The sequence below is a fragment of the Leptolyngbya sp. PCC 6406 genome, assembly GCF_000332095.2.
Classification (GTDB): domain Bacteria; phylum Cyanobacteriota; class Cyanobacteriia; order Phormidesmidales; family Phormidesmidaceae; genus PCC-6406.
Map to the genome: position 1 here is coordinate 3530383 of NZ_KI913949.1, position 26113 is coordinate 3556495.

17 protein-coding genes are annotated in these 26113 nt (G+C 57.3%); 10 read left to right on the forward strand and 7 right to left on the reverse strand.

Features of this window, described 5'->3' with window-relative positions; genetic code table 11:
* Positions 1–666: pyridoxamine 5'-phosphate oxidase family protein (locus LEP6406_RS0215600; protein WP_317133845.1), on the forward strand; the 666-nt coding region annotated here is incomplete at its 5' end.
* 456 nt (positions 667–1122) lie between these two features.
* Here the strand turns inward: LEP6406_RS0215600 and LEP6406_RS28405 are convergent.
* From LEP6406_RS28405 to cobS, 3 genes are all read right to left on the reverse strand, one after another.
* Positions 1123–2976: a tetratricopeptide repeat protein gene (locus LEP6406_RS28405; protein WP_008312206.1), complete on the reverse strand. Its 1854-nt coding sequence runs from the start codon at positions 2974–2976 to the stop codon at positions 1123–1125.
* Positions 2963–4273 carry a P-loop NTPase fold protein gene (locus tag LEP6406_RS0215615; protein ID WP_008312208.1) on the reverse strand — a complete coding sequence of 437 codons (1311 nt, stop codon included), beginning with the start codon at positions 4271–4273 and terminating at the stop codon, positions 2963–2965. Before LEP6406_RS0215615 ends, LEP6406_RS28405 begins: the two co-directional genes overlap by 14 nt.
* A 117-nt stretch (positions 4274–4390) precedes the next feature.
* Positions 4391–5284 (reverse strand): adenosylcobinamide-GDP ribazoletransferase, encoded by an 894-nt coding sequence (cobS, locus tag LEP6406_RS0215620; RefSeq protein ID WP_263971184.1) that lies wholly within the window; start codon positions 5282–5284, stop codon positions 4391–4393.
* A gap of 211 nt (positions 5285–5495) precedes the next feature.
* Here cobS and LEP6406_RS0215625 point away from each other — a divergent pair, with 211 nt between their 5' ends.
* Complete coding sequence (locus LEP6406_RS0215625; RefSeq protein WP_027269178.1) at positions 5496–5945, forward strand: hypothetical protein; 450 nt, start codon at positions 5496–5498, stop codon at positions 5943–5945.
* A gap of 12 nt (positions 5946–5957) precedes the next feature.
* Here LEP6406_RS0215625 and LEP6406_RS30425 read toward each other — a convergent pair whose 3' ends face one another.
* A complete protein-coding gene (locus tag LEP6406_RS30425; RefSeq protein ID WP_008312213.1) occupies positions 5958–8213 on the reverse strand; it encodes a PAS domain-containing sensor histidine kinase in 2256 nt (751 codons plus the stop codon).
* A gap of 224 nt (positions 8214–8437) precedes the next feature.
* Between LEP6406_RS30425 and clpB the strand changes: the two genes are divergently transcribed.
* Both clpB and ligA read left to right on the forward strand, forming a co-directional pair.
* Entirely contained in the window at positions 8438–11098 is a 2661-nt protein-coding gene (gene clpB, locus LEP6406_RS0215635) for an ATP-dependent chaperone ClpB (RefSeq protein WP_008312214.1), read from the forward strand.
* A gap of 396 nt (positions 11099–11494) precedes the next feature.
* Entirely contained in the window at positions 11495–13588 is a 2094-nt protein-coding gene (gene ligA, locus LEP6406_RS0215640) for an NAD-dependent DNA ligase LigA (protein ID WP_317133846.1), read from the forward strand.
* A gap of 4 nt (positions 13589–13592) precedes the next feature.
* Here ligA and LEP6406_RS0215645 read toward each other — a convergent pair whose 3' ends face one another.
* Both LEP6406_RS0215645 and gatB read right to left on the reverse strand, forming a co-directional pair.
* On the reverse strand, positions 13593–14204 hold the full coding sequence (locus tag LEP6406_RS0215645) for a Uma2 family endonuclease (RefSeq protein ID WP_008312218.1): 612 nt from the start codon (positions 14202–14204) through the stop codon (positions 13593–13595).
* A 100-nt stretch (positions 14205–14304) separates the two neighbouring features.
* Complete coding sequence (gene gatB / locus LEP6406_RS0215650; protein ID WP_008312219.1) at positions 14305–15789, reverse strand: Asp-tRNA(Asn)/Glu-tRNA(Gln) amidotransferase subunit GatB; 1485 nt, start codon at positions 15787–15789, stop codon at positions 14305–14307.
* 772 nt (positions 15790–16561) lie between these two features.
* Between gatB and LEP6406_RS0215655 the strand changes: the two genes are divergently transcribed.
* Positions 16562–18196 (forward strand): cation:proton antiporter, encoded by a 1635-nt coding sequence (locus tag LEP6406_RS0215655; protein ID WP_008312221.1) that lies wholly within the window; start codon positions 16562–16564, stop codon positions 18194–18196.
* Positions 18197–18297: 101 nt separating this feature from the next.
* Here LEP6406_RS0215655 and LEP6406_RS0215660 read toward each other — a convergent pair whose 3' ends face one another.
* The gene (locus tag LEP6406_RS0215660) at positions 18298–19053 is read right to left on the reverse strand and encodes an SIMPL domain-containing protein (protein ID WP_008312223.1); all 756 of its coding nucleotides are present in this window, start codon (positions 19051–19053) and stop codon (positions 18298–18300) included.
* 326 nt (positions 19054–19379) lie between these two features.
* Between LEP6406_RS0215660 and ureG the strand changes: the two genes are divergently transcribed.
* From ureG to urtC, 5 genes are all read left to right on the forward strand, one after another.
* The gene (ureG, locus tag LEP6406_RS0215665; protein WP_008312225.1) at positions 19380–20060 is read left to right on the forward strand and encodes an urease accessory protein UreG; all 681 of its coding nucleotides are present in this window, start codon (positions 19380–19382) and stop codon (positions 20058–20060) included.
* 241 nt (positions 20061–20301) lie between these two features.
* On the forward strand, positions 20302–21759 hold the full coding sequence (locus LEP6406_RS0215670; RefSeq protein WP_008312228.1) for an adenylate/guanylate cyclase domain-containing protein: 1458 nt from the start codon (positions 20302–20304) through the stop codon (positions 21757–21759).
* A 419-nt stretch (positions 21760–22178) separates the two neighbouring features.
* Positions 22179–23429: an urea ABC transporter substrate-binding protein gene (gene urtA / locus LEP6406_RS0215675; RefSeq protein WP_409978148.1), complete on the forward strand. Its 1251-nt coding sequence runs from the start codon at positions 22179–22181 to the stop codon at positions 23427–23429.
* Positions 23430–23555: 126 nt separating this feature from the next.
* Positions 23556–24719 (forward strand): ABC transporter permease subunit, encoded by a 1164-nt coding sequence (locus LEP6406_RS0215680; RefSeq protein ID WP_008312232.1) that lies wholly within the window; start codon positions 23556–23558, stop codon positions 24717–24719.
* A 9-nt stretch (positions 24720–24728) separates the two neighbouring features.
* On the forward strand, positions 24729–25907 hold the full coding sequence (urtC, locus tag LEP6406_RS0215685; protein ID WP_008312234.1) for an urea ABC transporter permease subunit UrtC: 1179 nt from the start codon (positions 24729–24731) through the stop codon (positions 25905–25907).
* Positions 25908–26113 lie beyond the last annotated feature (206 nt).

The window sequence follows — 26113 nt, forward strand, 5'->3', positions numbered from 1 at the left end:
CTAGCCCCCAATTGCTGGTCTGTAACTGCGGAAACGGCAGATCTGACCCGCCCGCCCGTCCCCCAACGAGCCAACTACGAACCCCAGCAGGTCTACGACATCCTCGATGAAGGGCTGGTCTGCCATCTGGGCTTTGTCGTCGAAGGACAGCCCTTTGTCATTCCCACCGCCTATGGTCGCTTGGAAGACAAACTCTACATCCACGGTTCCCCCGCTAGCCGGATGCTGCGCACCCTGGATCAGGGGGTTGAGGTGTGCCTGACGGTGACGCTGCTGGATGGGCTGGTGTTGGCGCGATCGGCCTTTCACCACTCGATGAATTACCGCTCGGTGGTGCTGTTCGGCACCGCTACGCGGGTGGACGACCCAACGGAAAAGCTAGCGGCGTTGAAAGCCTTTACCGATCATGTTGTGCCGGGGCGCTGGGCGGAGGTACGCCCCCCCAACCCCCAGGAACTCACCGGGACGCTGGTGCTGGCCCTGCCCATCGCCGAAGCCTCGGCCAAGGTGCGTACTGGCCCCCCGATTGATGCACCGGAGGATTATGCCCTGCCGGTGTGGGCTGGGGAGATTCCACTGCGACTGACAGCGGCGGCTCCGGTGGCCGATGATCGGTGTATGACTCACCTGGAGGTGCCGAGGTATGCGGTGGTCTATCACCGATGACAGTTTGATGTGCCGACGCATTTTGCCTTGGGTGCATCCCCCTTTTGTCATCGCTGGCGTAGGCTGGGTCAACCGGAGGGCGACCCAGCGGGGGGTGTCTGGGGGCTGGGGAGGAAACCACCCCGCCCTTCGGGCACCCCTCCCGAGAGGAACCCACCCCGCCCTCCGGGCACCCCTCCCAAGAGGGGATGCTCAGACGCCCTCTTGGGAGGGGGCTGGGGGTGGGTTTTTCCCTGGCTCTGCCGGGAAGCGCTCTCCCTGAGGCGTTGCCTCGCGGCTCTGGAGGCGGAGCCTCTGAGGGGCGTTCCCAGCCGGAGTCTGGAAGGGGGACGGGGGAATGGCGGTGGGAGGGGGCGGCGAGATCTTGGGGGGCCAGGGCCAGGGGACGGGTTCCTTAAGGGAGACCTTCCCCGCCCCGGCCCAAGGCTATCCAGGAACCCGTCCCCTTTGCAGGGTCTAGCCATTTCCCTCCATGGCTTGCTGAATTTTTGCCCAATTTTTCCGCACTGTGACGGTGTTGGGATGGTCGGGGCCAAGGACTTCTTCAAGAATATCCACCACCCCCGCCATCATCGCCGCTGCTTCGGGAAAGCGATTCATGGCGTAGCACAACATTGCCAAGTTATTCAGACTGGTGGCGGTGGCGGGATGGCGATCGCCCAGTTCCGCTTTTCTGATTGCCAGGGCTTCGGTGTAAAGGGGTTCGGCTTCGCCATAGCGGCCCGTGGCATGGTACAGCAATGCCAAGTTATTCAGACTGCTGGCAGTGTCGGGATGGCGATCGCCCAGTTCCGCTTTGCAGATTTCCAGGGCTTGTTTGTAGAGGGATGCCGCTTCGCCATAGCGGCCCATGGAATCGTACAGCAATGCCAAGTTATTCAGACTGCTGGCGGTGTCGGGATGGCGATCGCCCAGTTCGGCCCTCCGGACTTCCAGGGCTTGAGTGTGAAGGGACTCCGCTTCCCCATAGCGGCCCATGGCGCGGTACAAATCTGCCAAGTTATTCAGACTGGTGGCGGTGGAGGGATGAAGATCGCCCAGTGACCCTTTCCGGATTTCCAGAGCTTGGGTGAAGAGGGGTTCGGCTTCTCCATAGCGGCCCATGGACTCGTACAGCAATGCCAAGTTATTCAGACTGGTGGCGGTGGAGGGATGAAGATCGCCCAGTTCCGCTTTATCAATTTCCAGGGCTTGGGTGTAGAGGGGTTCGGCTTCTCCATAGCGGCCCATGACACGGTATAGCTCTGCCAAGTTATTCAGACTGGTGGCGGTGGAGGGATGGCCGTCGCCCAATTCCGCTTTATGGATTTCCAGGGCTTGGGTGTAGAGGGGTTCCGCTTCTCCATAGCGACCCATGGCATAGTACAATCTGGCCAAGTTATTTAGACTTTGGGCGGTGTCGGGATGGCCGTCGCCCAGTGACCCTTTCCTGATTTCCAACGCTTGGGTGTAGAGGGGTTCCGCTTCTCCATAGCGGCCCATGGCATAGTACAGTTCGGCCAAGTTATTCAGACTTTGGGCGGTGTCGGGATGGCCGTCGCCCAATGACCCTTGGCGGAGTTCTAGGGCTTTGCGGTAGGCAGTTTCAGCCTCGTGGTAGCGGATGGCCTGTTCGTAGGCTTGGCCTAGGCTGTTGTAGAGGCTGACCAATAGGGGGGAGTGGGGATCTTGGGCGGTGAGGGCGGTGATTTGGGCTTCGATGTCCTGGGGGTCAGCTTTGGCGGTTTGGGTGGTTTCGGTTTGGGTCACCCATCGCTCTGGGGCCGGGTCAGGAGAGGGCTGGGGAGTTTCCGAGTCGGAAAACTCAAACACGCCGCCCCGCCAACTCCAGAAATCGGGAGCCTGCTGGGCCAAGGCCGTGGCGATCGTGGGGGTGACCCATAGCACCACGGGAAACGAAAACTGGCGCAGCCCCTCCCGCGTCCATTGCACCGAGAAAAAGAACTGCTCTTGGGCGGACTTGCTGGCCTGGAGCCGGATCCCCAGCAGGTCATCGGCCCCCAGCACCGTCACCAAAACCGGAGAGTTTCCCTTAGTCAGCGCGGGTTCCGCCGCTATCAAGGTTTGCAAACAGGCTTTGAGGCTGGGTTGTTCCCGGTCTAAATGGACGGTGGGACAGACAATCCCTTCGGGGGTCAGTTCTTGGGTATAGGTGCGAATCAGCCGATCCCGGTAGGGGCGGTGATCACAGATGGCAATTAATAGATTGAATTGACTGAGGTTGGCCCGAATTGACCATAACAATCGCCGGAGTTGGCGATGGTCTTCCGGGGTGAGGGCGATCGCGGGGGCTGAATCAGGCAGGTTCATGGTGCAATAGTCGCCCCTTTTGTTGCAGCAATCCCACCACAATCGGGTGGACATCATACCAGAGGGCATCGTTGATGTACTCCAGCACCATCAGCCCATGGAGCAACTTCACAAAGCCAGGGTCGCTCGTGTCCGCCGCATCAGCGGTTTCGTAGATTTCCACCAGTTGATCGTAGAGATCACTGCCAATCTGGCGGGAGAAGTCATTGCGAAGGTTGCGCAGGGCGATGGCCAAAATATCGGCATCAATGGTTTGGGTGGCAGCCTCCGGCTCCAGCTCCAACTGCACCATACATTCTGTGCAACATTCCCGCGCAATCCGCACCAGCTCTCGCACCACGCCGCCACTGTGGAGCACCAGGGCGCGGGCGGTGTCTGGCTCCAGCAGGTCGGCGGGGAGGCGCTTTTCGAGGATTTCTAAGAACTGCTGCAAGGGTTTGGCCATGGGCTCCGCGTTGGGGTTGCGGCGCTGCTCCTTGGGGAAAAATTTGGCCACTGGAAAGAGATGGGGGCGAACAATCCCCTCGGAGTTGAGGGCACCCATAATCTGAGGCTCTTGCACCGCCGACACCGGAATGGTGAACACAATCCGAAATTGTGGCGAGAATAGGGACTTAATATTTTGGCGATAAATCTGCTCGACGAGGGGTAGATCCAGCTTGTCGAGGTCGTCAATAATCACTAAGACGGGTTGCTGCGTGGCAATTTGAATGGCGGCGACAATGCGATCGCACTGAGCCACCAGCTCAGAGATTTTTTTGCTAAAGGTTGTTTCTAACTCTTGGCGGAAGCTGCGTTCCTTCTGGAGGCTAGCCTGAAAAATCTTGAGCCAACTGCCCCCAACCCCCAGGCTACCGCCATGGCCTTGGGTGGTCACTTGCGTTTTGACCGTGTCGTTCCAGCCCAGAATGGTCTCCCGAATATCCTGGGAAACCTTGACCTTCTCCTGATCGGCATAGTCCAGCAGCATCAGGGCGATCGCATACAAAATATTGGTGTGGGTAATGTCCGAGAGTTCGATCAGGTCGGCAATGGAGAAAAACACCACCGCCTGATCGTGGCTAGCGGCCATCTCCAGGGCCAACCGTTTCAGCAGGGTGGATTTGCCACAACCCCGATGCCCCGCAAACACAAATTTACCGTTGGCCTCCGAGGCTTTGATTTCCTGGCGCAGGCGCACCAGCACCTCTAGGCCGTAATCCACCCGGAACCGTTGAATATTCTCAGGATTCACCAGCGGGAATAGATCTAGGTCTTTGTAAGCTTGCTGATACTGGGCCAGTAATACGGGATCCATAGCAGGGAAGCACCTGAGCCTGTTGATGGTTAAGGTGTATCAATCATACCCCTGCGCTCTGCTGGGGTCAGGCATCTCTTGTGGGTCAGGCATCTTGCCTGATCATGGACAGCCGCCCTAATCCTGTAACACCGTCATTAGGGCCAAGAGCAGAGCCTCAGTCCATTCCACCACCGCCCCGTAGGTATCTCCGGTGTGGCCCCCGAGTTGGCGGTTAAACCAGGCCCCCACCAGCACCGCTAGGGCAAAGCCCCCCAGGGTTGTTCCCCCCGCCATTAAGCCCCCGCCTAGAAAGCCCCCCAGAAGGCCAAAACCCAGCAGCAGCCCTAGGCCCAATAGCCAGTCTGTGGCGGGGTGGGCGGTGGCTTTGTGGAAGGCTCCCTTGCCCTCGGTCTTGAGGTAGGGGTAGCGTGCGATCGCAACCACCTGTCCCCATCGGCCCCAGCCCGCCACCGCCATCAGGGCAAACCAGCGCCCCTGGGTCAGATCTGCCAGGGCCAAGACCTTGATGCCCACAATCACCACCGCTGCCATAGCGCCAAAGGCTCCGGTGCGACTATCTGCCATCACCGCCAACCGCCGCGCTGGGTCCGGCACCGCCAGCCCATCGGCGGTATCCATCGCGCCGTCCAGATGGAGCCCCCCCGTGAGCCCAATACCCGCCGCCACCACCAGAGCGCTGCGGGTGGCGGCGGGCATCCCCAAGAGCACCAGCCCCCCATCCCCGAGGCTGAGCAGGCCGCCAATTCCAATTCCTACCAAGGGGGCATAGCGGGCGATGCCCTGGAAGTTCATGGGCCAATGGCCCGGAACCGGCAGAGCGGTGTAAAAGGTGATGGCGGCGATGATTTGCATGGCCCAATGCCGCAACGCAGCCCAGCCACGACGGTAGGCTGAAGCCCTGTTGTGACCATCTTGGGGCGGCGGTGTTGGGAAAGAAGCCATGGCGCTAGAGAAACTGTCCCTGGGGTGACCCGCGATCGCAGCCGTTATTCTAGCCCGTACCCACATCGGGGAATGCCCTCAGGGCAAAGACTTCCCCGTTCGCAAAGGGAAATTCTACTGAGGCCCGCCGCGATAAAACCGTCCCATTGCTGAGATCGATCCCAAGATGATCGACTATCGTGAGAATAGTCCCCCAGTTTTACTGATAGTTCTATTGGGAAGTTCTAGCAGTTCTATCAGGGACTTGCGGACCCGTGCATACGTTTGTGACGAACCTATGAGCTACGATCCAGCCGCTTTTAGTCGCTTGCCAGCGCCTTGCTTGGTGGACACCGGTATTGTGGTCAACAAAGCAGATATGCTGCGACTTCTCAATGATCTAGGCAAGGTTGACTACCAGGATATTCGCGAAGGCACTGTGGCTAGTTGGGGCACAGGGTATGTGATGGACGTGTTTGCAGACCCAAGTCAGTCTACCCTGGTAGCGAACCAAAGTCTTTATCTTAATGTCCATAGTTTTGATTATTTAGAGCTGGAACGCCTTTCAGACCAGAAAAGTTGCTTCAATTTGGTCCAAGACAGTCGCCGACTGCGGTTGATTCCCCTCACCACTCCGCTTCAAGAACAGGCTACCCGTAATCTCAACGCCGCTGCCCTAGAGGCCATGGTGGCCGAAGCCCTCTGCGCCAGTTGGGACGCCTGCTTAGACGATGACGGTAGCCTCTAGGCCCGGTAGCCTTTAAGATTGCCGCTCAAGGGGCAGGGTGATGGTAAATTTCGCCCCTTTGCCAGGGGCAGAATGGCAGATCAGGGTACCACCGTGGCGATCGGTCACAATCTGATAGCTGATGGAGAGCCCCAGACCCGTACCTTCACCAACGGGCTTGGTGGTAAAGAAGGGATCAAACAGGCGATTACGGGTGATTGCATCTATCCCTGGGCCATTGTCAGCAATCACAATGCAGACTTGCCCCTGGACGAGCCGGGTCTGAATCCGAATTTGGCTGGGGGTTTGGCGGATTTCCTCCGGCGATCGCAGTTTATCTCGACTGGTTAGGGCATCTAAGGCATTGCTCAGGATGTTCATAAACACCTGATTGAGTTGACCAGGATAGCAATGGATAGGGGGTAGGTTGGCGTAGTCCTGGACGAGATCAATGGCAGGTCTTTCGGCGGTGGCCCTAAACCGACTCTGGAGAATCATCAGGGTGCTATCGATGCCTTCATGGATATCAACGCTCTTGAGATCTGCTTCGTCGAGGCGGGAAAAGTTGCGTAGGGAGGCGACGATTTTCTGAATCCGGTCGGCTCCGACCCGCATGGAAGAGAGCAGTTTTGGTAGATCCGTCATGAGAAAGTCCAGATCTATGGTGGCGGTGGCGGCGGCGATCGCGGGAATCGGTTGCTGATAATGGGCCTGGTACAGGCGCAACAGGTTCAACAGATCGCGGATGTATTGATTGGCATGGGTGAGATTGCCATAGATGAAGTTCACCGGGTTGTTGATTTCATGGGCAACTCCGGCGACGAGTTGTCCCAGGGAAGACATTTTTTCACTCTGGACCAGTTGACTTTGGGTCTGTTGCAGCTCCCGTAGGGTGGTTTCCAGATCACTGGCCTTCTGGCGCAGTTCGGCTTCGGATCGCTGAAGCGCAGCTTCGGCCTGTTTGCGATCGCAAATATCTGTGGTTGTCACCACCAGTTGGTCAATCTCACCCACAAGATTCCGCAGTGGCGTCACACTCACCAACCACCAGCTTTCTTCCCCCGCCTCATTTTGGTAGTTTTCTTCAAAGGTGAGGGTCTGTCCGCTGCGAATACAGGTTCGATAGCGGGCCTGGAATACCGCTGCAAATTCCGGTGGCAGTGCCTCCTCAATAGTGCGATTAATCAGGGTCTCAAAGGAAATCGGGGTGATGCGTTCCATCGCCGTGTTGTAGGCGGTATAGCGAAAGCCTGCCCCTTGATCCAGCACATCCAAGACAAAGATGCCATAGTCCACCCCGTCCCAAATGCTGCGGAGTAATTGAGACTGATCTTGCAGTTGCTCTTCGGCAAATTCGCGATCTCGAATTTCCTGCTGAAGCTGATCCACAGACTGCTGAAGGGCAAGGGTACGTTCCTCCACCCGCTGTTCCAACTCGGCATTTGCCCGTTGCAGAGCTTGCTCAGCGGCCTTGCGATCGCTGATATCTCGGAAGTAGGCCGACACCCCCCCCTGAAAGGGGTAAGCCCGCACATCAAACCAGCGATCTAGGGGAGGATAGTAGGTCTCAAAGGTAACCACCTGCTGGGTCTCGACGGCCTGGTGGTAATAGATATAGAAATCACTACCCACAGCCTCAGGAAATTCTTCCCAGACATTTTTACCCAAAAGATCCGCCGCTGGGCGCTGCAAGATGGGCTCTGTTTGCACATTCAGGTAGGTAAATCGCCAGTCTCGATCCAGCGTCAAAAAGGCATCGTTGATGCTGGCAAGAATCGTGGCGATCTGCTCATGGGACTGTTGCAGGGCCTGATCCAATTCCTTTTGCTGGGTAATATCCAGAATTAGACCGCAAAAGACCACCTCCCCCAAAGCATTGCGCGTCGGCACAGAATCCCCCTGCCACCAGCGGATTTCTCCACTGGGCCGAATTAGCCGCCCTTCGTAATGCCAGGGGGTCAGGGTCGAAACCGCCGCCGTTACCGAAGCCAAGTAGCGATCCAGATCCTCGGGATGCTGACAGCGAATGACGGACTCTAGATCCTGAAACTCCCTAGCAGGGGCCGCCATCAGGTCGCCAATGCGATCGCTGATGTAATCCAGCGTCCATACCTCGTTGCGAACCGAAAATTGAAAGATAATACCAGGAATCGTTGCGGCAATATCCTGAAGTTGCAAACAGCTTGAAGCCTGGGCTTCCGACCTTTCAAGGGCCGCCAGTCGCTGCTCTAGGGCGGCATTACGCTGACGCAGATTCAGGAGTTCTTGCTGGAGGGGTTGGGTTGACATACGCCTAGGGCTGAAGCCTACAATCCACCGAATCCGTAATGCTGCTGAGGGCTCACCCACCGCCGGAACATTGTCCGAATTGTGCCCCGTTTCCCTGGCTGGCCATATCAAGTTGTGGCAATAGTTTACGTCGTACCGCTGTGCCTGGATAATCCCTATCCCGCAAGGCTGCTATAAACTGAAGTCCTAAGGATTTACAAAACTACAGACCCTAGCCCTTCCCCATGCAGCCGACCGATCCAGATAAATTCACCACCAAAGCCTGGGATGCCATTGTGGAGGCCCAGGCAGTAGCTCGGCGCTACAAGCATCAGTACATGGAGGTGGAGCATGTGCTGATTGCCCTGCTAGAGCAGGAGGAGGGGTTGGGTCACAACATTCTGCAAAAGACGAAGCTAGCGCCAGAAACCCTGCTCAAGGACCTGGAAGCCTTTACCCAGCGGCAGGCACGGGTGCGGGTGGCGACAGATAACAACCTGTACCTGGGCCAAAGCCTGGACCGGATGTTGGACAAGGCGGAGGCCAGCCGTCAGGGCTTGGGGGACAAGTTCATCTCCGTAGAACATCTGCTGTTGGGGTTTGCGGAGGATGAGCGCATCGGTCGGCGGCTGCTCCTGGGCTTTGAGATTGATGCGGCCCAGTTGACCACCGCTATCCAGGCGGTGCGGGGGCGGCAGACGGTGACGGACCAAAATCCCGAGTCCCAGTACCAGGCGTTGGAAAAGTTTGGCCGCGATCTGACGGAGCAGGCGCGGGAGGGCTATCTGGACCCGGTGATTGGCCGGGATGAGGAAATTCGCCGGGTGATCCAAGTCCTCTCCCGTCGCACGAAGAACAATCCCGTTCTGATTGGGGAGCCCGGTGTGGGCAAAACTGCGATCGCAGAAGCCCTAGCCCAGCGCATCATCAATGGCGACGTACCCGAATCCCTGAAAAATCGCCAACTCATTTCCCTGGACATCGGAGCCCTGATCGCCGGAGCCAAATATCGGGGGGAATTTGAGGATCGGCTGCGGTCGGTGCTGCGGGAAGTGACAGAATCCGACGGCCACATTGTCCTCTTCATCGACGAACTGCACACCGTCGTCGGTGCCGGAGCAGGCCAAGGCACGATGGACGCGGGTAACTTGCTCAAACCGATGCTGGCACGGGGGGAACTGCGCTGCATCGGGGCCACCACCCTAGACGAATACCGCAAGCACATCGAAAAAGATGCCGCCCTAGAGCGACGGTTTCAGCAGGTCTACGTGGGCCAGCCCAACGTAGAGGACGCCATCTCCATTCTGCGGGGGCTCAAGCAACGCTATGAAGTCCACCACGGCGTCAAAATTGCCGACTCGGCCCTAGTGGCGGCGGCAGTACTCTCAGATCGCTACATCAGCGATCGCTTCCTGCCCGATAAGGCTATCGACCTAGTAGACGAAGCCGCCGCCAAGCTCAAAATGGAGATCACCTCCAAACCCGTCGAGCTAGAAACCATCGATCGCCGCCTGATGCAGCTAGAGATGGAAAAACTCTCCCTCGAAAGTGAAGACGAATCCTCCGGAGCCGCCTACCGCACGGCTCAGGAACGGCTGGGGCGGATCCAAGAAGAGATCAGCGAACTTTCCGAACGCCAGCAACAGTTCAACAACCAGTGGCAAAACGAAAAGCAGACCCTCGACGCCATCAACGCTCTCCAGGAAGAGGAAGATCACCTACGGGTCCAAATTGACCAAGCCGAACGGGCCTACGACCTCAACAAAGCCGCCCAGCTCAAGTACGGTCGCCTAGAGGCGGTGCAGCGGGAGCGGGAAACCCTAGAGGCCCAGTTGGTGGAAATCCAAGCCCAGGGCAAGACCCTGCTGCGGGAGCAGGTGCTCGAAGCAGACATCGCCGAAATTGTGGCCAAATGGACCGGCATCCCCGTCACCCGCCTGATGCAGTCAGAACGGCAAAAGCTGCTCGCCCTAGAATCCCACCTCCACGAGCGGGTCATCGGCCAGGAAGAAGCCGTCTCCGCCGTCTCCGCCGCCATTCGTCGCGCCCGCGCCGGGATGAATGACCCCGGTCGGCCCCTGGGCTCCTTCATGTTCATGGGACCGACCGGGGTGGGCAAAACGGAACTGGCCCGCACCCTAGCCGCCTTCCTGTTCGATACAGAAGACGCCCTGATCCGCATCGATATGTCGGAGTACATGGAGAAGCACGCCGTCTCCCGTCTAGTCGGGGCTCCTCCTGGCTATGTGGGCTATGAAGAAGGAGGCCAACTCTCGGAGGCCGTGCGCCGCCACCCCTATTCCGTCGTACTGCTGGATGAGGTGGAAAAGGCCCACGCCGATGTCTTCAACATTCTGTTGCAAGTCCTAGACGATGGCCGCATCACCGATGCCCAGGGCCATGCGGTGGATTTCCGCAACACGATTGTGGTCATGACCAGCAACATCGGCAGTGAACATATTATGGACATCGCCGGAGACAACAGCCGCTACGCAGATATCCGCAAACGGGTGCTGAAGGCGCTCCAGGGCCATTTTCGCCCCGAATTTCTGAACCGGGTGGACGACCTGATTCTGTTCCATCCCCTGGAAAAGGCGGAACTGCGGCAAATTGTCTCAATCCAGCTCCGCCGCATCGAGCGCCGTCTGGAGGAGCAAAAGATTGCCCTGTCGCTATCGGAGGCAGCCATCGATCACATTGCCGAGGTGGGCTATGACCCGGTCTATGGCGCACGTCCCCTGAAGCGGGCGATTCAAAAGGAACTGGAAAACCCCATCGCCACCAAAATCCTGGAGGAATCCTTCACCGAGGGCTGTCAGGTGCAGGTAGAGCTGAAGGAGGGAGCCTTGGTGTTCCACACCTCGTCTCCAGACGTTGCCCTTCCCGCGTCTGTCAGTGCAGCTTAGTGGGGGAGTGATGGAGTGATGGGGTGTTTTTCTGGTGCCCTGGCTCTGCCTGGGTACCTCCGCTGGAGGCTCTGCCTCCCCTGTGTTCCGTAGGGGCAATCCTGTGCTCAAGGAACCTCTTCCTACCATCCCCTCTTGGGAGGGGTGCCCGAAGGGCGGGGTGGGTCAGGGATGACCGATATTGGGCGGTAGCGTGGGTGGATAGGCGGTAGGGGCGCGGTTTCCGCGACCAATGCAGGATGTCACCGTAGGGGCGCGGTTTCCGCGCCCAATGCAGAATGTCGCCGTAGGGGCCGGTTTCCGCGCCCAATGCAGACAGTGACAGGAATTTGTCCTATACCGTAGGATGGTTGCCCGGTGGGCGGATGACCGATATTGGGTGGATAGGTAAGAGGTGTGGAAACTTCTATGGGTACAGGGCCAGAACAGGACATTCAGCAATTGCGCCAGCAGCTTCAACAGGCCAGTTATGCCTATTATGTGCTGGACGATCCGACGCTGCCGGATGAAGTCTACGATCGCCTTTACCGTCAGCTTCAGGATCTGGAAGCCGCCCATCCCCACCTGATTACCCCCGACAGCCCGACCCAACGGGTGGGGGAAAAGCCCGCCAGTCAGTTCACCTCTATCCGCCACAACATTCCCCTCTATAGCCTGGAGAATGCCTTTGATCTGGAGGAATACCGGGCGTGGCAGGGTCGCTGGCAGCGTCTAGCCCCCGAGGTGGGGGAAGCTGCCGCCGTCGCGGAACTGAAAATTGATGGCTCAGCCCTAGCCCTGACCTACGAGCATGGCGTACTGGTGCGGGGAGTGACCCGAGGTGATGGTACGACAGGGGAAGATATCACCCAAAATGTCAAAACCATCCGCTCGATTCCCCTGCGATTGCAGATCAAGAATCCGCCCCCCCGTGTCGAGGTGCGGGGAGAGGCATTTTTGCCTCTGGATAGTTTTGAACGCATCAACCAGCAGCGGCAGCAAGCGGGGGAAGCGCTGTTTGCCAATCCTCGCAATGCGGCGGCGGGCACCCTACGCCAGCTCGATTCCCGCGTGGTGGCGGAACGGCGGCTGGATTTCTTTGCCTATACGCTACTGCTCCCGGAGGGGACGGGGGCTGCGGCTCAGTTGTCGCTTCTGGGAGGCGAGGCAGCGGGAGGCGATGGGGAGGCGGGGGAAGATGGTCCAAGCACTCAATGGGAGGCGTTGACCTATTTGCAAACCCTGGGCTTTAAGGTCAATCCCAATTGCCAGATCTGCCCTACAGCGGAGGCGGTAGCGGACTTTTACGAGGCTTGGTCCACCCAACGATTGGCGTTACCCTACATGACCGATGGGGTGGTGGTGAAGCTGAATGACTTTGCTCTCCAGCGGCGGCTGGGCTTTACCCAAAAGGCTCCCCGCTGGGCCATTGCCCTCAAATATCCCGCTGAGGAGGTGCCGACGGTGGTGAAGTCGGTGACGGTGCAGGTGGGGCGCACGGGGGCGGTGACTCCCGTGGCGAATCTGCGTCCGGTGCAACTGGCGGGGACGACGGTGGCACGGGCGACGCTGCATAATCGCGATCGCATTTCTGAACTAGATCTCCACATCGGCGATACAGTCATCGTCCGTAAGGCGGGGGAAATCATCCCCGAGGTGGTGCGTAACCTCCCGGAACTGCGTCCTGCTGACGCCCTGCTCTACCCTTTTCCCACCCACTGCCCAGAATGCGGTGAAACCCTAGTACAGCCGGAAGGGGAAGCCGTCACCCGTTGCATCAACAACTCCTGTCCCGCCATTGTGCGGGGGGCGCTAATCCACTGGGGCAGTCGTCAGGCTCTGGATATCACCGGCATCGGCCAAAAGTGGGTGGAACAGTGGGTAGATCAGGGGGTGGTGCGATCGGTGGCGGATTTATACACGCTAACGGCGGAGACCCTCCTGCCCCTGGAGCGGATGGGGGAGCAACTGGCCCAAAAACTGGTGACGGCGATTCAAACCTCTAAGCAGCAGCCCTGGGCGCGGGTGCTCTACGGCTTGGGAATCCGCCATGTGGGCAGCGTCAATGCCCAACTGCTGGCGCAGCATTTTCCCACAGTGGAAGCTTTAGCAGCGGCGGAACCCGATGCGATCGCATCGGTCTACGGCATCGGCCCTGAAATTGCCCAGTCCGTTTACCAATGGTTTCGGGTGCCCGCCAATCAACAGCTCGTCGCCCAGCTCAAAATAGCAGGGGTTCAGTTTGCAGCGGATTTGACCCCGGCCCCTGATGCCACCCCCCAGCCCCTAGCGGGAAAGACCCTTGTGCTCACGGGAACCTTACCCACCCTCAGTCGTCACGAGGCCAAGGCCAAAATCGAACAGGCGGGGGGCAAGGTCACGGGATCCGTCAGTGCCAAGACCAGCTATGTCGTGGTGGGGGCAGAGGCGGGCTCCAAGCTGGCCAAGGCGGAAAAACTAGGGGTGACCATCCTCTCTGAAGCCGATCTCTTAAATTTGCTAGCAGAATAAAGGATTACCAAATCCGGCCCATACTCAACACAAAACCGGGCATCACTTCACCACAATCGATCGCGCTCGGCGACGATAACACCTCTACCCCTTGCCCAGGGCGATAGATCTCCACTTGTTGCTGCTGCGGATTCACCAGCAATCCCAGCTTCACCCCCAGCCGCTGATAGTCCGCCATCTTCTCCTGCAACACCCTTAACGGGTCCGTTGCGGAACGGAGTTCAATAACAAAATCCGGCACAACCGGAATAAACCCAACCAGGTTGACCCCCTCCAGCCGCGACTTCTCAATCCAAGACACATCCGGCGATAGCTTCCCGCCTCCAATCGCGGTGAAATCGTAGCCCGTAGATGAGTCAAAGGCTTCCCCTAAATTAGCTTGTCGATTCCAAATCCCCACCTCCACCGCCAAGTCAAAATTTTGTCTGCCACTTTCCCCACCCGTTGGAGGCATGACAACCAGCTCCCCCTCTTTAGTCAGTTCCAGGCGTAAATCCGGGTTGTCAATGCACAGTTGATCAAACTGCTCAGGAGTAACACTCAACACAGCATTGCTAACATCTAGTAGCAATGGGCGCACATTATGAGCCTGAGGAGTAACATTTGCAATGGTCATAACTCCCTCAAAACAGGTTCCGTAGGGTGCATAACGCTAAGGCGCAGCTTCGCCTTTTATGTCGCTTGCGAAACGCGAAGCAATACACCGCAGAGAAGCCCTAGCCGTTGAGCTTTTTGACCAGAAGCTGATTGGTCAGCTTCGGATCGACGCGGCCCTGGGTGCGCTGCATTACTTGACCGACGAAGAAACCCTGGAGTTTTTTCTTGCCCGCCCGATATTTCGCCAACTCATCGGGGTGGGCTGCCATTACTTCGTCAATGATGGCCTCGATCTGGGCCGGATCAGAGATTTGACTGAGACCCCGCTCCTCGATGATGGCATTGGGGGAACCGCCCTGGGTCAGCAACTCCGGCAGCAGATCCTTGGCAATCTTGCTGCTGATGGTCCCGGCATCGATCAGTTTCACCATTTCCGCCAAGCTCTCCGGCGTCAAGGCAATGTCGGTGATGGCAAGTTTCTCGGCGTTCAGATAGGCCGCAATATCCTGGGTGATCCAGTTGGTGGCCAGTTTGGCATCGGCTCCTGCCGCGATCGCAGATTCAAAATACTCCGTCACCGTCCGATCATCCGCCAGCACCCGCGCATCATAGGCAGAGAGCCCCATTTCCTCATAGTGCGCCCGCTTTTGGGCCGGTAGTTCCGGCAGTTCTGCCCGCCATGCCGCCAACTGCTCCACCGACACCTCAATGGGGGGTAGATCGGGCTCTGGGAAATAGCGATAGTCGCTAGACCCTTCCTTCATCCGCATACTGATGGTGCATTGATGGCCTTCTTCCCAGAGGCGGGTCTCCTGGTAAATGGGCTCCCCCGCCTCCACCGCAGCGATCTGGCGGTCAATCTCGTACTCGATCGCCTTTTGAATGGCGCTAAAGGAGTTCATATTTTTGATCTCCACCTTGGTGCCAAATTTCTCTTGGCCCACGGGGCGCACCGAGATATTCACATCGCAGCGCAGAGATCCCTCCTGCATATTGCCGTCACTGACCCCCAGGTAGCGCACGATCCGCCGCAGTTCCTGGGCATATTCCGCCGCCTCTTGGCCGGAACGTAGATCGGGCTCCGACACAATCTCGATCAGCGGCACCCCAGCCCGGTTGAAATCCACCAGGGAATAGGCGGACCCAGACAGGCGATCGCTGCCAGCGTGGACCAGCTTGCCCGCATCCTCCTCCATGTGCAGACGAGTAATGCCGATGCGCTTGCGGGTAACCGCCTTGGTCTTTTTGTCCACCAGCTCAATTTCCAACCAGCCATGCTCTGCAATGGGCAGGTCGTACTGGGAAATTTGATAGTTTTTGGGCAGGTCAGGGTAGAAATACTGCTTGCGGTCAAATTTGCTGTAGGGCGCGATCTGGCAGTTCAGAGCCAGCCCCGCCTTAACGGCATATTCCAGCACCTTCTGGTTCAGCACCGGCAAGACCCCCGGTAGACCCATCACCACTGGATCAATGTGGGTATTGGGATCCGCCCCAAAGACCGTTGAGCTAGGGGAAAAGATTTTCGTTTCCGTACTCAGTTGGCAATGGGTTTCTAGGCCGATGATGGCTTCGTACTGGGTCTTGACAGGGGCAGCAGAGGTCATGAAAATACCGCAGGTGGAACATGAGCCATACCAAGTCCAGCTCGAAATCTAGAGTTTCCCCAGCAGGAAAACTCCACTTCTGGACTTGGGCAAGGTTTAGAACAAGTCTCGATTTTTCCATTTTAACGCTGAGGGTCCCAGTCGCTAGGGCAGCCTTAGCCCTGACCGCACAGCCATGGAAACCCCACAGGCACAGAAACCACCCCCCACCATAATTTTCCCGTAATGTAGAGAATAAGGCTTCCTCCACCATCCACCCATCTGTCACACCCTGCATTGGACGCAGAAACCACGCCCCTACGGCCACACTCCAACACCCCAATATCGATCACCCGGCAACTGGGCAGGGCGGGTTTTGAGCCTCCCATCCTGAATTACCCGCTACATACGGGCTAAACCCGCCCCTACGGGATTTACCTCAATACCCCAATACCCTCACACCTAATTACCCGGCGACAAGGGCAACCACAAGGGATTGCCCCTACGGGAATAACCCCAACACCCCAATACCGATCACCCGGCGACTGGGCAGGGCGGGTTTTGAGCCTCCCATCCTGAATTACCCGCTACATACGGGCTAAACCCGCCCTTACGGGATTTACCTCAATACCCCATCACCCCATCACCCCACCACCCCCCTACCCTCACACTCCACCCCCACCTTGCTGTCACGTCCCGTAGGGGCGCGGAAACCGCGCCCCTACGGGAAATTTAATTCAAAACTCAAAACTCAAAACTCTCAGCCATCCCCCCCACCCCGCCATACTTCCCAATGCCCTTTGATCTTGCTGATAGCACCTTTGCTGATAGCGCCTTATCCGTATCGCTGGAATCGACCCTAGGGACGACCTCTGGCGAATTCACCGGGCTGGTAAGCAGCCTCATCATTCTGCTGCTGGCAGCTACCACTGTTGCTCTAGTCACACGACGGCTGCGAATTCCCTACGTAGTGGGTCTGGTGCTGGCGGGGTTAGCCATTCCTAAACAGGTACTCCCTGCCTCCATTGGGCTGAATCCCGATGTGATTTTGAATTTATTCCTGCCCATTTTGATCTTTGAGGCAGCCATCAATACGGACATCAGTCGCCTGCGGAGCACCATCAAACCCATTGCGCTACTGGCGGGGCCGGGGGTGCTACTGGCAGCGGCGATCACCGCCACTCTGCTCAAGGTAGGGCTGGGCCTAGCCTGGATTACGGCGGCGGCAATTGGTGTAATTCTGACCATTACTGATACCGTCTCGGTGATTGTGGCCTTTCGCCATGTGCCGGTGCCGGGGCGCTTGGCCACCATTGTGGAGGGCGAAAGTCTTTTTAATGATGGGATTGCCCTAGTCTTGCTCAGCATCATTGCCACCATCCATCTCCAGGGATCCTTCACGGTCGGGCAGGGGGTAGAGCAGGTTCTGTTTGCCTTTGTCGGTGGGGGCATTCTGGGCTGGGGGCTGGGCTATCTCTGCGTAGGTCTGTTCCAGCAGTTGGATGATGCTCTGAGCACGATTTTATTGACGGTGGCGGTATCCTTAGGGACGTTTCAAATCGGTCAGGGGTTGGGGGTATCTAGTGCGATCGCAGTGGTGATTGCGGGCTTGGTCATTGGTAATCAGGGCTTTCGCCAGACCTCTGCTTCCGCCAAGGTCACACTGCTCAATTTTTGGGAATACGCAGGCTTTGGGGTCAATACCTTCATCTTTCTGCTGGTGGGGATTGAGGTAGACCCCGGCATTCTCCTGGCCACGATTCCCGCCGCTCTGCTGGCCATTGTGGCTTACCAGATCGGGCGTATTTTTTCCATCTATCCCCTCCTATTTCTACTACGGTGCTTCGATCGTCCCCTGCCCCTGCGCTGGCAACACGTGTTGATCCTCGGTAATATCAAGGGCTCTCTCTCTATGGCCTTGGCCCTGAGCCTGCCTCTGACCCTACCCGACCGCGCCCAAGTGATTACCCTGGTGTTTAGCACGGTGTTGGTGTCCTTGGTGGGCCAGGGATTGAGCCTACCCTGGTTGGTAAAGCGACTACGGCTTTCCACACCGTCTAAAACTAAGCAGCGTATTGAAGCGCTGCAACTGGATCTGATTGCCTCCAAGGCGGCCCAACAGGAATTGGCCAACCTGTTGCAATCGGGCAGTTTACCCAAATCCCTCCATGAAGAACTCTTTGCCACCTACCAAGCTCGCGTCGCCACTGCCGAAACCGCCCTGCGGGATCTCTACAACCAGCGCCTCATGAACGAGCAGGAAACTCGGGAAGAGCGGGGCTATCTGGATGGCCTCCGCCGTCGCCTTTATCTAGCAGAGCAGGGGGCGATCAACGATGCCGTTCGCAAGGGCCTCCTGTCGGAGGAGGTGGGGCAGACCTACCTCAAAACCCTGAACGAACGGCTGCTGTCTCTAAAGGAAAATTAAAGGGCAAGGGGGCTGAGACTTTCACTTCACCCGGCGTGCACCCCTGACGCCAGGGTTCCTTTGGACATCCTTCTGGAAAGCCTGACCCCAGCCCCACTGAATCAGTAACGAATGACGAGGGTAACAACGGCTTCTACGGTTTGCTCACCGCCAATGACGGGGGTAGAGACATCGGCTTCGGCGCTGCTGAGACGGGCACCAGTGGGCAGCGGGAAGGGAATCGGCGCTTGGGCTCCGTTGATCTGAATGCTAATCACCTCCTGGGCTCCGAGGTTGAGGTAGCTGAGTACGGCATTGGCCTGGGCCTGGGCATCGGCGGTAGCGGCTTGTAGGGCGGCTTGTCGGGCTGTAGCCAGAGCACTATCGGGGGCAATAAAGCTAATGCCTTGGATTTGGCTGGCTCCCGCTGCGATCGCACCATCCAGCACAGGTCCGGTTTGGTCTGTGGGGAATCGAAAACTGACGACATTGCTGCCGCTATAGCCCACTAAAATGGTGCGCCCACCCTGGTAGTCATACTGGGGATTGAGACGAATACCTACGGTTTCTAGGCGATCTACATTACGCGATCGCAGATAGTTGACCACACTGTCAGATCGTCGGGCCACTTCTGCCTGTACTTCTTGGGCGGTGCGACCCTGGACCTCGACCCCCAGCGTCACCTGGGACAAGGTGGTTTGCACCGACTGGTTGCCGCGCCCAGTCACCGTCAGGGTCCGCAAGATGGGATCCTGGGCAAGGGCCGATTGGGGAGCGAGGGGAGCCACCATGGCCGCTGTAGTCAAGAGGGTCCACCCCAAAACTGAGGCGGAGATCGATCGCTGCCAGCGACCCCGAGCGAGATAGGATTGCGTCATGACTAAATTGTATTGTCCTTACTAAATCTGGCAGAGGTCCAGACTGCCCCTACTCTGCCACGGGCAATCTGGACCTCTGGGGGACGTTACAGTTTCAGCAACATGGCATTCCAGAGGGCACTGTTACAGGTCACCCGGAAACTGGGCAGGGCGGGTTTTGAGCCTCCCATTTGGGATTTCCCAGGAGACACGAGCTAAACCCGCCCCTACGGGATGTACCCCAACCCCCCAATACCCTTCACCCCCCACTCCCCTCATCCAGGGAAACTGGCTACAATACGGTGCAAAACGGTACAAAATCCTGTCCTATTCACAATGAGGTGCTCGTGGTAAAACCCTTTCGTATTGGCATCGCTGGCCCCGTAGGTTCCGGTAAAACCGCCCTGATTGATGTCCTCTGCAAGGCTATGCGCCACGACTACAGTTTGGCGGTGGTCACCAACGATATCTATACCCAAGAAGACGCCCAGTTCCTCGTGCGGAGTACCGCCCTAGAGCGCGATCGCATTATTGGCGTCGAAACCGGCGGCTGTCCCCACTCCGCCATTCGCGACGACGCCTCCATCAATCTGGAAGCCATTGATCAACTCGTGCACCAGTTTGACCCCGACATCGTATTTGTTGAAAGCGGCGGTGACAATCTTGCCGCCACCTTCAGTCCAGAATTGGTGGATATGACCCTCTACGTCATTGATGTCGCCGCCGGAGACAAAATCCCCCGCAAAGGTGGTCCCGGCATTGCCCGCTCCGATGTCCTAGTGATCAACAAAATGGACCTCGCCCCCTACGTCGGAGCCGATCTGAGCGTAATGGAACGGGATGCCAAAACCATGCGCGGCGATCGCCCCTTTGTCTTTACCAATCTCAAAACCCGCGAAGGGTTAAACACCATCATTGACCAGATTCGCCACCAATATCAGCAAGGCCCCAGCCCCGCCGTCGCCGCCGCCGTGGTTGAATTTACCCACGATCATTCCCATTCCCACGCCCACAGCCATTTCCATTAACCATGTTGGGGTGCCTCAGAGTCCCCGCCCCTGGGTAGGGCGGATTTTGAGCGTTAAGGGATCTGCGGGTGAATGGTGTACTAGGTAGCCATCCCCCTTGGGCCATACATGAAATGGCTCCCGCAAGGAGCAAGCCTGCGCGAAGTCGTTAGGGCAAAATCTCCGGCATTTCCAGAATGATCGGCGAAGATTGGGATATCCTGACACGCCCAATGCCGAACGTCACTGCCGAACCGCACCCATGAAAACTGCCCTGCTGCGACGAGCCGACGCGCTGCTCCACAACCGCACCGTACCGTTGCTCGTGCTGTTGTTCTGTGCCGGAGTCGCCGCTGCCCTGTGGAATATCGCCACCCTATCGTCTCAATTAATTGAATCCCAAGCGCTGCAAAATTCCGCTCTCTATGCCGATGCCATCCAGCAGGCCCGTACCTTCTACAGCGAAACCGTCGTTGCCAAACTTCAAAATCGTGATGACATCACCATCGACTACGACCACCTGCACCAGCCCAACACCATTCCCCTGCCCGCCACCTTCTTGATCGAGCTGGGAGAACGGATTCGAGCCGGACAGGCCGATGTATCAGTGCGCCTGTTTAGCGGCATGCCCTTTCCCTTCCGTTCCGATGGTGGCCCCCGTGATCCCTTTGAGGAAGAAGCCCTCGCCTATCTCAGCACCCATCCCAACGATCGCTTTACTCGAATAGAACCCTTCCAAAATCGGCGGTCCTTTCGCTATACCCAGGCCGACATCATGGGTCAGAGCTGCGTCGATTGCCACAACCGCCATCCCCAAAGTCCCAAAACCGACTGGCAAGTGGGGGATGTGCGCGGCGTTTTAGAAATTACAGTGCCCATTGATCAGTTTGCCAACCAAACCCGAGCTGGGCTGCAAAACACCTTTTTTACCCTAGGGGGGCTGTTTGCCCTAGGGGGCTTTGGCATTGTCTTGGTCGTCAACCGCCTCAAGCGCACCTCCCAGGAACTGGAGATGCGGGTCTTGGAGCGCACCGCCGACCTCCACCACAGCAATCAGCGGCTGAGTGAGGAACAGGCCAAGTCGGAGCAACTGCTGCTGAATATTCTGCCGGAACCCATCGCTGACCGGCTCAAACGGGGCGAAAAGGACATTTCCGAGGGATTTTCCGGCGTCAGTATCCTATTTGCCGATATTGTCGATTTCACTCCTCTGTCGGAAACGGTCCCTCCGGCGGAACTGGTGGAGATTTTGAACCTAGTCTTTTCGGCCTTTGACCGCCTTTCAGAACAGCATGGTCTAGAGAAAATCAAGACCATTGGCGATGCCTACATGGTGGTGGGGGGATTACCAGATCCCCGCCCCGATCATGCCGAAGCCATTGCGGAAATGGCCTTATCCATGCAGGCTACGATGGACCAGCTCAGCCGCAAAATTGATCAGCCCCTAGCCATTCGTATCGGCATCAACAGTGGCCCCGTGGTGGCGGGGGTGATTGGCACCAAAAAATTTATCTACGATCTCTGGGGCGACACGGTGAATGTGGCCAGCCGCATGGAAGCCATGGGCATTTCAGGAGGCATTCAGGTAGCCCAACCCACCTATGACCTACTGCGAGATAAGTACTGCTTTGAGGACCGGGGCGAGATTGAGATTAAGGGCAAGGGACACATGCATGCCTACCTACTGAAGGGACGTTGTCTAGCCCCTGCCCCTGCCTGATTCTCAGCGTATTCCCTCGCCAAACCCATCGTTTGGGTTAGCCAAAGATGTCCCGCAGGCGAATTTGCTCAGATTTTGGGACGGAGATTTAGCCGAAACCCTCTCACGAGATTTCCAGGAAAATCCATCTTTGTATCCCAGGCTACATTTCCGCAATTTCCCTGACTCTAATATCGCATTCGACTGTGGTGTGTGGGTGTCAAGATCCGCCAAGCGATTGAATTCGCCTGGGGTACTAGGAAAACCTCAATCACTTTAGTTGGGCTTAGACGGGCTGCTGCCCGTGCAGTCCGTTCATTTATCCAAAAGCCATAACCCCTGTGGTTGGGCATGTTGAGTCAGGAGTAACAGCACCGATGACATCTCGATTTGGCAGACGGAAGTTTTTGCTTTACGGTTCCGCCACTATGGGCACAGCGATGCTGCTGAAAGCCTGCGGAGCCCCCAGCGATGATACCGCGACGACCCCAGCCGAGGGTGAAGAGGCAGCGACAGATAGCGGCGAAACCATTAAGGTGGGGATTCTCCACTCCTTGAGTGGCACCATGGCCATCAGCGAAACCACTGTGGTGGATGCGGAAATGTTGGCCATCAAGGAAATCAATGCCGCTGGTGGAGTATTGGGTAGGCAGATTGAGCCTATTCAAGAAGATGGGGCTTCCGATTGGCCGACCTTTGCAGAGAAAGCTGAGAAGCTGATCGATCAAGACGAAGTGGCTGTCGTTTTCGGTTGCTGGACCTCTGCCAGCCGTAAAGCAGTGCTGCCCGTGTTTGAATCCAAGGACCACATGCTGTGGTATCCGGTGCAGTACGAGGGTCAAGAATGTTCTAAAAATATCTTCTACACTGGGGCGGCTCCGAATCAGCAGATTGAGCCCGCTGTGGACTGGCTGCTAGAGAACAAGGGCACTGAGTTCTTCTTGGTTGGCTCTGACTATGTGTTCCCCCGTACTGCCAACACCATCATCAAAGAGCAGTTGGCAGTGAAAGGTGGGACCACTGTCGGGGAAGACTACCTGCCCCTAGGTAACACCGAAGTTACTGCCATCATTACTAAGATCCGGGCAGCTCTACCCAATGGCGGCGTCATCTTTAACAGTTTGAACGGTGACAGCAACGTGGCCTTCTTTACCCAACTGCAAGGGGCTGGCATGGGGCCAGATGAATACCCGGTGATGTCGGTGAGTGTTGCTGAGGAAGAGGTGCGCCAGATTGGTAAGGACTTCCTGGTGGGTCACTATGCCGCTTGGAACTACTTCCAGACAGTAGAGTCGCCTGAGAACGAAAAATGGGTCGCCGACTTCAAAGCGGAATATGGGGAAGACCGGGTAACCAACGACCCCATGGAAGCGGCCTATATCATGGTTTACCTGTGGAAGCAGGCGGTGGAAGCGGCGGGTACCTTTGACCTGGATGCGGTGCGAACAGCGGCCTATGGTCAAGAGTTTGCGGCTCCTGAAGGCCCTGTGACCATGAATACCAACCACCACATCTCTAAGACGGTGCGGATTGGTCAGGTCCGGGATGACGGTCTGTTTGATATCGTATCCTCTACCGACGGTCCCATTGATCCGCTGCCCTGGAACCAGTATGTGCCCGACACCAAGGGGCTGGCCTGCGACTGGTCTGATCCTGAGAAGGGTGGACAGTTTGAGATGGAAGGAGCCTAGGCTTCTTGTCCTAGCTAGCTAGCGGGGGTGCAGGGGGAGAGACTAAATCTTGCCTTCTGCACCCCTCTTTTAGTCTTATGTCTGGGTGAAGTCCAAGTTTTGCTGTCATGGGGTTGAAAGATAGCCGTGATCGAAGGGTTGATTAGTGGCATTTTTAACGGCATTAGCATCGGAGCGGTGCTGCTGATTGTGGCCTTGGGGTTGGCGATCGTCTTTGGTCTCATGGGGGTGATTAATCTTGCCCACGGGGAGCTGATGATGCTGGGGGCCTACACCACTTTTGTGGTGCAGAACGGATTTAAAGCCATCGGTGGGCCAGTTGAAAATCTATATATTTTTGCGGCACTGCCAATGGCGTTTCTGGTGGCAGCTCTCGTAGGGCTAGCCCTGGAAAAGGGGGTGATTCGCTACCTCTATGGGCGACCGCTAGAAACCTTGCTGGCAACTTGGGGGGTGAGCTTAATCCTGCGTCAGTTTGTTCGCAGTGTGAACTGGGCCATGGTTATTGGCTTGGTGTTGTTTTCTCTGCTGTTCTTTGGGGGGCGGTGGCTGTTGGAGCAGCGGCGAGCGTTGAGTCCTCTGGTTTCGGGGGTGACTCTAGTGCTATCGAGCGCGATCGCAGTTGTGACTGGGATCCTAATCAACCAAAATGGCGGCACCACCCTGAGTCGGGCCTGGTTTAGCACCCGCAACGTAGATGTTACGGCTCCGGTCTGGCTGCGGGGAGGCTTGTCCTTGGGGGGAGCCTTGCAGTTTCCCTATGCCCGCCTGTTCATTATTGCTTTGACCATTTTGTGTTTGGTCGGAGTCTACTGGTTCCTCCAGGGGTCTTCCTGGGGACTGCGGATGCGATCCGTGACCCAAAACCGCACCATGAGCGCCTGTCTAGGGATTCCCACAGAGCGGGTGGATGCCCTCACCTTTGCCCTGGGCTCCGGCTTGGCCGGGGTGGCAGGGTGCGCGGTCACCCTCCTGGGTTCGGTGGGACCAAACCTAGGGGGCAACTACATTGTGGATGCCTTCATGGTGGTGGTGGTCGGCGGTGTCGGCAAGTTGGTGGGGAGCATTGTGGCGGCGATGGTGATTGGTACCGTCAGTTACCTAATCGGCTCTGGCACCCTAGCGGTGTTGTTATCTCCCATCGATGCGCTGAGCCCAGTGGTAGACTTTTTTACCTTTTTCTCAACGACGAGCATGGCTAAGGTAATGGTGTTTGCCTTGATCATTGCCTTTTTGCAAGTGAAGCCTGCGGGGATCTTTCCCCAAAAGGGCCGCACGGTGGAGGCTTAGGAGGGGGGTATGACTGCGGATATTTCTGTACAACCTCGGAAGGCGGCAAAGGCTCAAAAAGCGCGATCGCGCTTGATCGAGTTAGGCATCGTCCTAGCTTTAGTGGGCATTTGCATCCTGATCTTGCCCTTGGTGTTGAGTAGCTTTCGGCTGCGGTTGTTGGGGCGATTCCTGTCCCTAGCCATCGTCGCCCTAGGGATTGATCTGATTTGGGGGTATACCGGCCTGCTCAGCCTGGGGCACGGCATTTTCTTTGCCCTAGGGGGCTATGCCCTAGCCATGCACGTCAACCTAAATGGGTTGGCGGAGGGCCAACTGCCGGAATTTTTCGGCCTCTACGGCGTGCGGGAGTTGCCCTTCTTTTGGCAGCCCTTCTACTCCCTTCCCTTTACGATGATTGCCATTTTCCTCGTGCCCACCATTGTGGCGGCGCTCCTGGGCTACTTGGTATTCCGTAACCGGATTCGGGGAGTCTATTTCTCCATCCTCACCCAAGCCGCTCTGGTGGTGTTTTTCAACTTCTTCAATGGTCAGCAGGAGTTGATCAACGGCACCAATGGCTTGCCCACCAGTACCCAGTTGTTCCTCGGCCAGCCCATGGGCGGGGCCGCAATGCAAACATCGCTGTACGTGGCCACGGTCATTATCCTGGCCCTGATGTATGGCCTCTGTCGCTGGATCACCAGTGGCCGCTTTGGGCGGCTCTTGGTGGCGATTCGGGATGATGAAAACCGGGTGCGCTTCTCCGGTTACAATCCCACGGGATTTAAGGTGCTGGTGTTTGCCCTGTCTGGTGCGATCGCAGGGGTTGCCGGAGCCCTGTACACCGTGCAGTCTGGCATCGTCTCCCCCCAGTACATGGACATCGCCTTTTCCATTGAAATGGTGATCTGGGTTGCTGTAGGGGGACGAGCCACATTGTCGGGAGCAATACTGGGGGCCGTGCTGGTGAATTCCGCCCGGACCGTCTTGAGCGAAAGCTTTCCCGAGGTCTGGTTGTTTTTCCAGGGGGCATTGTTCTTGCTGGTGGTGACGACCCTACCGGAAGGCATTGTCGGCTGGCTACAAAATAATGCTGCCTCTAAAGTGCGATCGCTCTTAGGCAAGCCCGAACCCTTAGCCACCTACCCCAGCCTGGATCTAGATCCCGAGGTCCAGCAGGAAGAACGAGAGTTGGTCGATAAGTAATGACCAAGCAGGGCAGGCTCTGACAGCCCATCCCTGAATCACGCCCTACATTGGGCGCGGAAACAATTGACAATTGACAATTGTTAATTCAAAACTTCCAACACCCCAATATCGGTCACCCGCCCACCGGGCAACCACAAGGGATTGCTCCTACGGAATCTGTCTATCTGTCTGCATTCAACTACGCCCTGGAACCGATCTCGAAC

Bases quoted from the DNA above. Each gene is read 5' to 3' on its own strand.
- clpB (WP_008312214.1), top strand. From the start codon at position 8,438: ATGCAGCCGACCGATCCAGATAAATTCACCACCAAAGCCTGGGATGCC.
- LEP6406_RS0215660 (WP_008312223.1), bottom strand. From the start codon at position 19,053: ATGACGCAATCCTATCTCGCTCGGGGTCGCTGGCAGCGATCGATCTCC.
- LEP6406_RS0215655 (WP_008312221.1), top strand. From the start codon at position 16,562: ATGCCCTTTGATCTTGCTGATAGCACCTTTGCTGATAGCGCCTTATCC.
- gatB (WP_008312219.1), bottom strand. From the start codon at position 15,789: ATGACCTCTGCTGCCCCTGTCAAGACCCAGTACGAAGCCATCATCGGC.
- LEP6406_RS30425 (WP_008312213.1), bottom strand. From the start codon at position 8,213: ATGTCAACCCAACCCCTCCAGCAAGAACTCCTGAATCTGCGTCAGCGT.
- LEP6406_RS0215645 (WP_008312218.1), bottom strand. From the start codon at position 14,204: ATGACCATTGCAAATGTTACTCCTCAGGCTCATAATGTGCGCCCATTG.
- cobS (WP_263971184.1), bottom strand. From the start codon at position 5,284: ATGTGGGTACGGGCTAGAATAACGGCTGCGATCGCGGGTCACCCCAGG.
- urtC (WP_008312234.1), top strand. From the start codon at position 24,729: ATGACTGCGGATATTTCTGTACAACCTCGGAAGGCGGCAAAGGCTCAA.
- urtA (WP_409978148.1), top strand. From the start codon at position 22,179: ATGCTGCTGAAAGCCTGCGGAGCCCCCAGCGATGATACCGCGACGACC.
- LEP6406_RS0215670 (WP_008312228.1), top strand. From the start codon at position 20,302: ATGAAAACTGCCCTGCTGCGACGAGCCGACGCGCTGCTCCACAACCGC.
- LEP6406_RS0215615 (WP_008312208.1), bottom strand. From the start codon at position 4,273: ATGGATCCCGTATTACTGGCCCAGTATCAGCAAGCTTACAAAGACCTA.
- LEP6406_RS0215625 (WP_027269178.1), top strand. From the start codon at position 5,496: ATGAGCTACGATCCAGCCGCTTTTAGTCGCTTGCCAGCGCCTTGCTTG.
- LEP6406_RS28405 (WP_008312206.1), bottom strand. From the start codon at position 2,976: ATGAACCTGCCTGATTCAGCCCCCGCGATCGCCCTCACCCCGGAAGAC.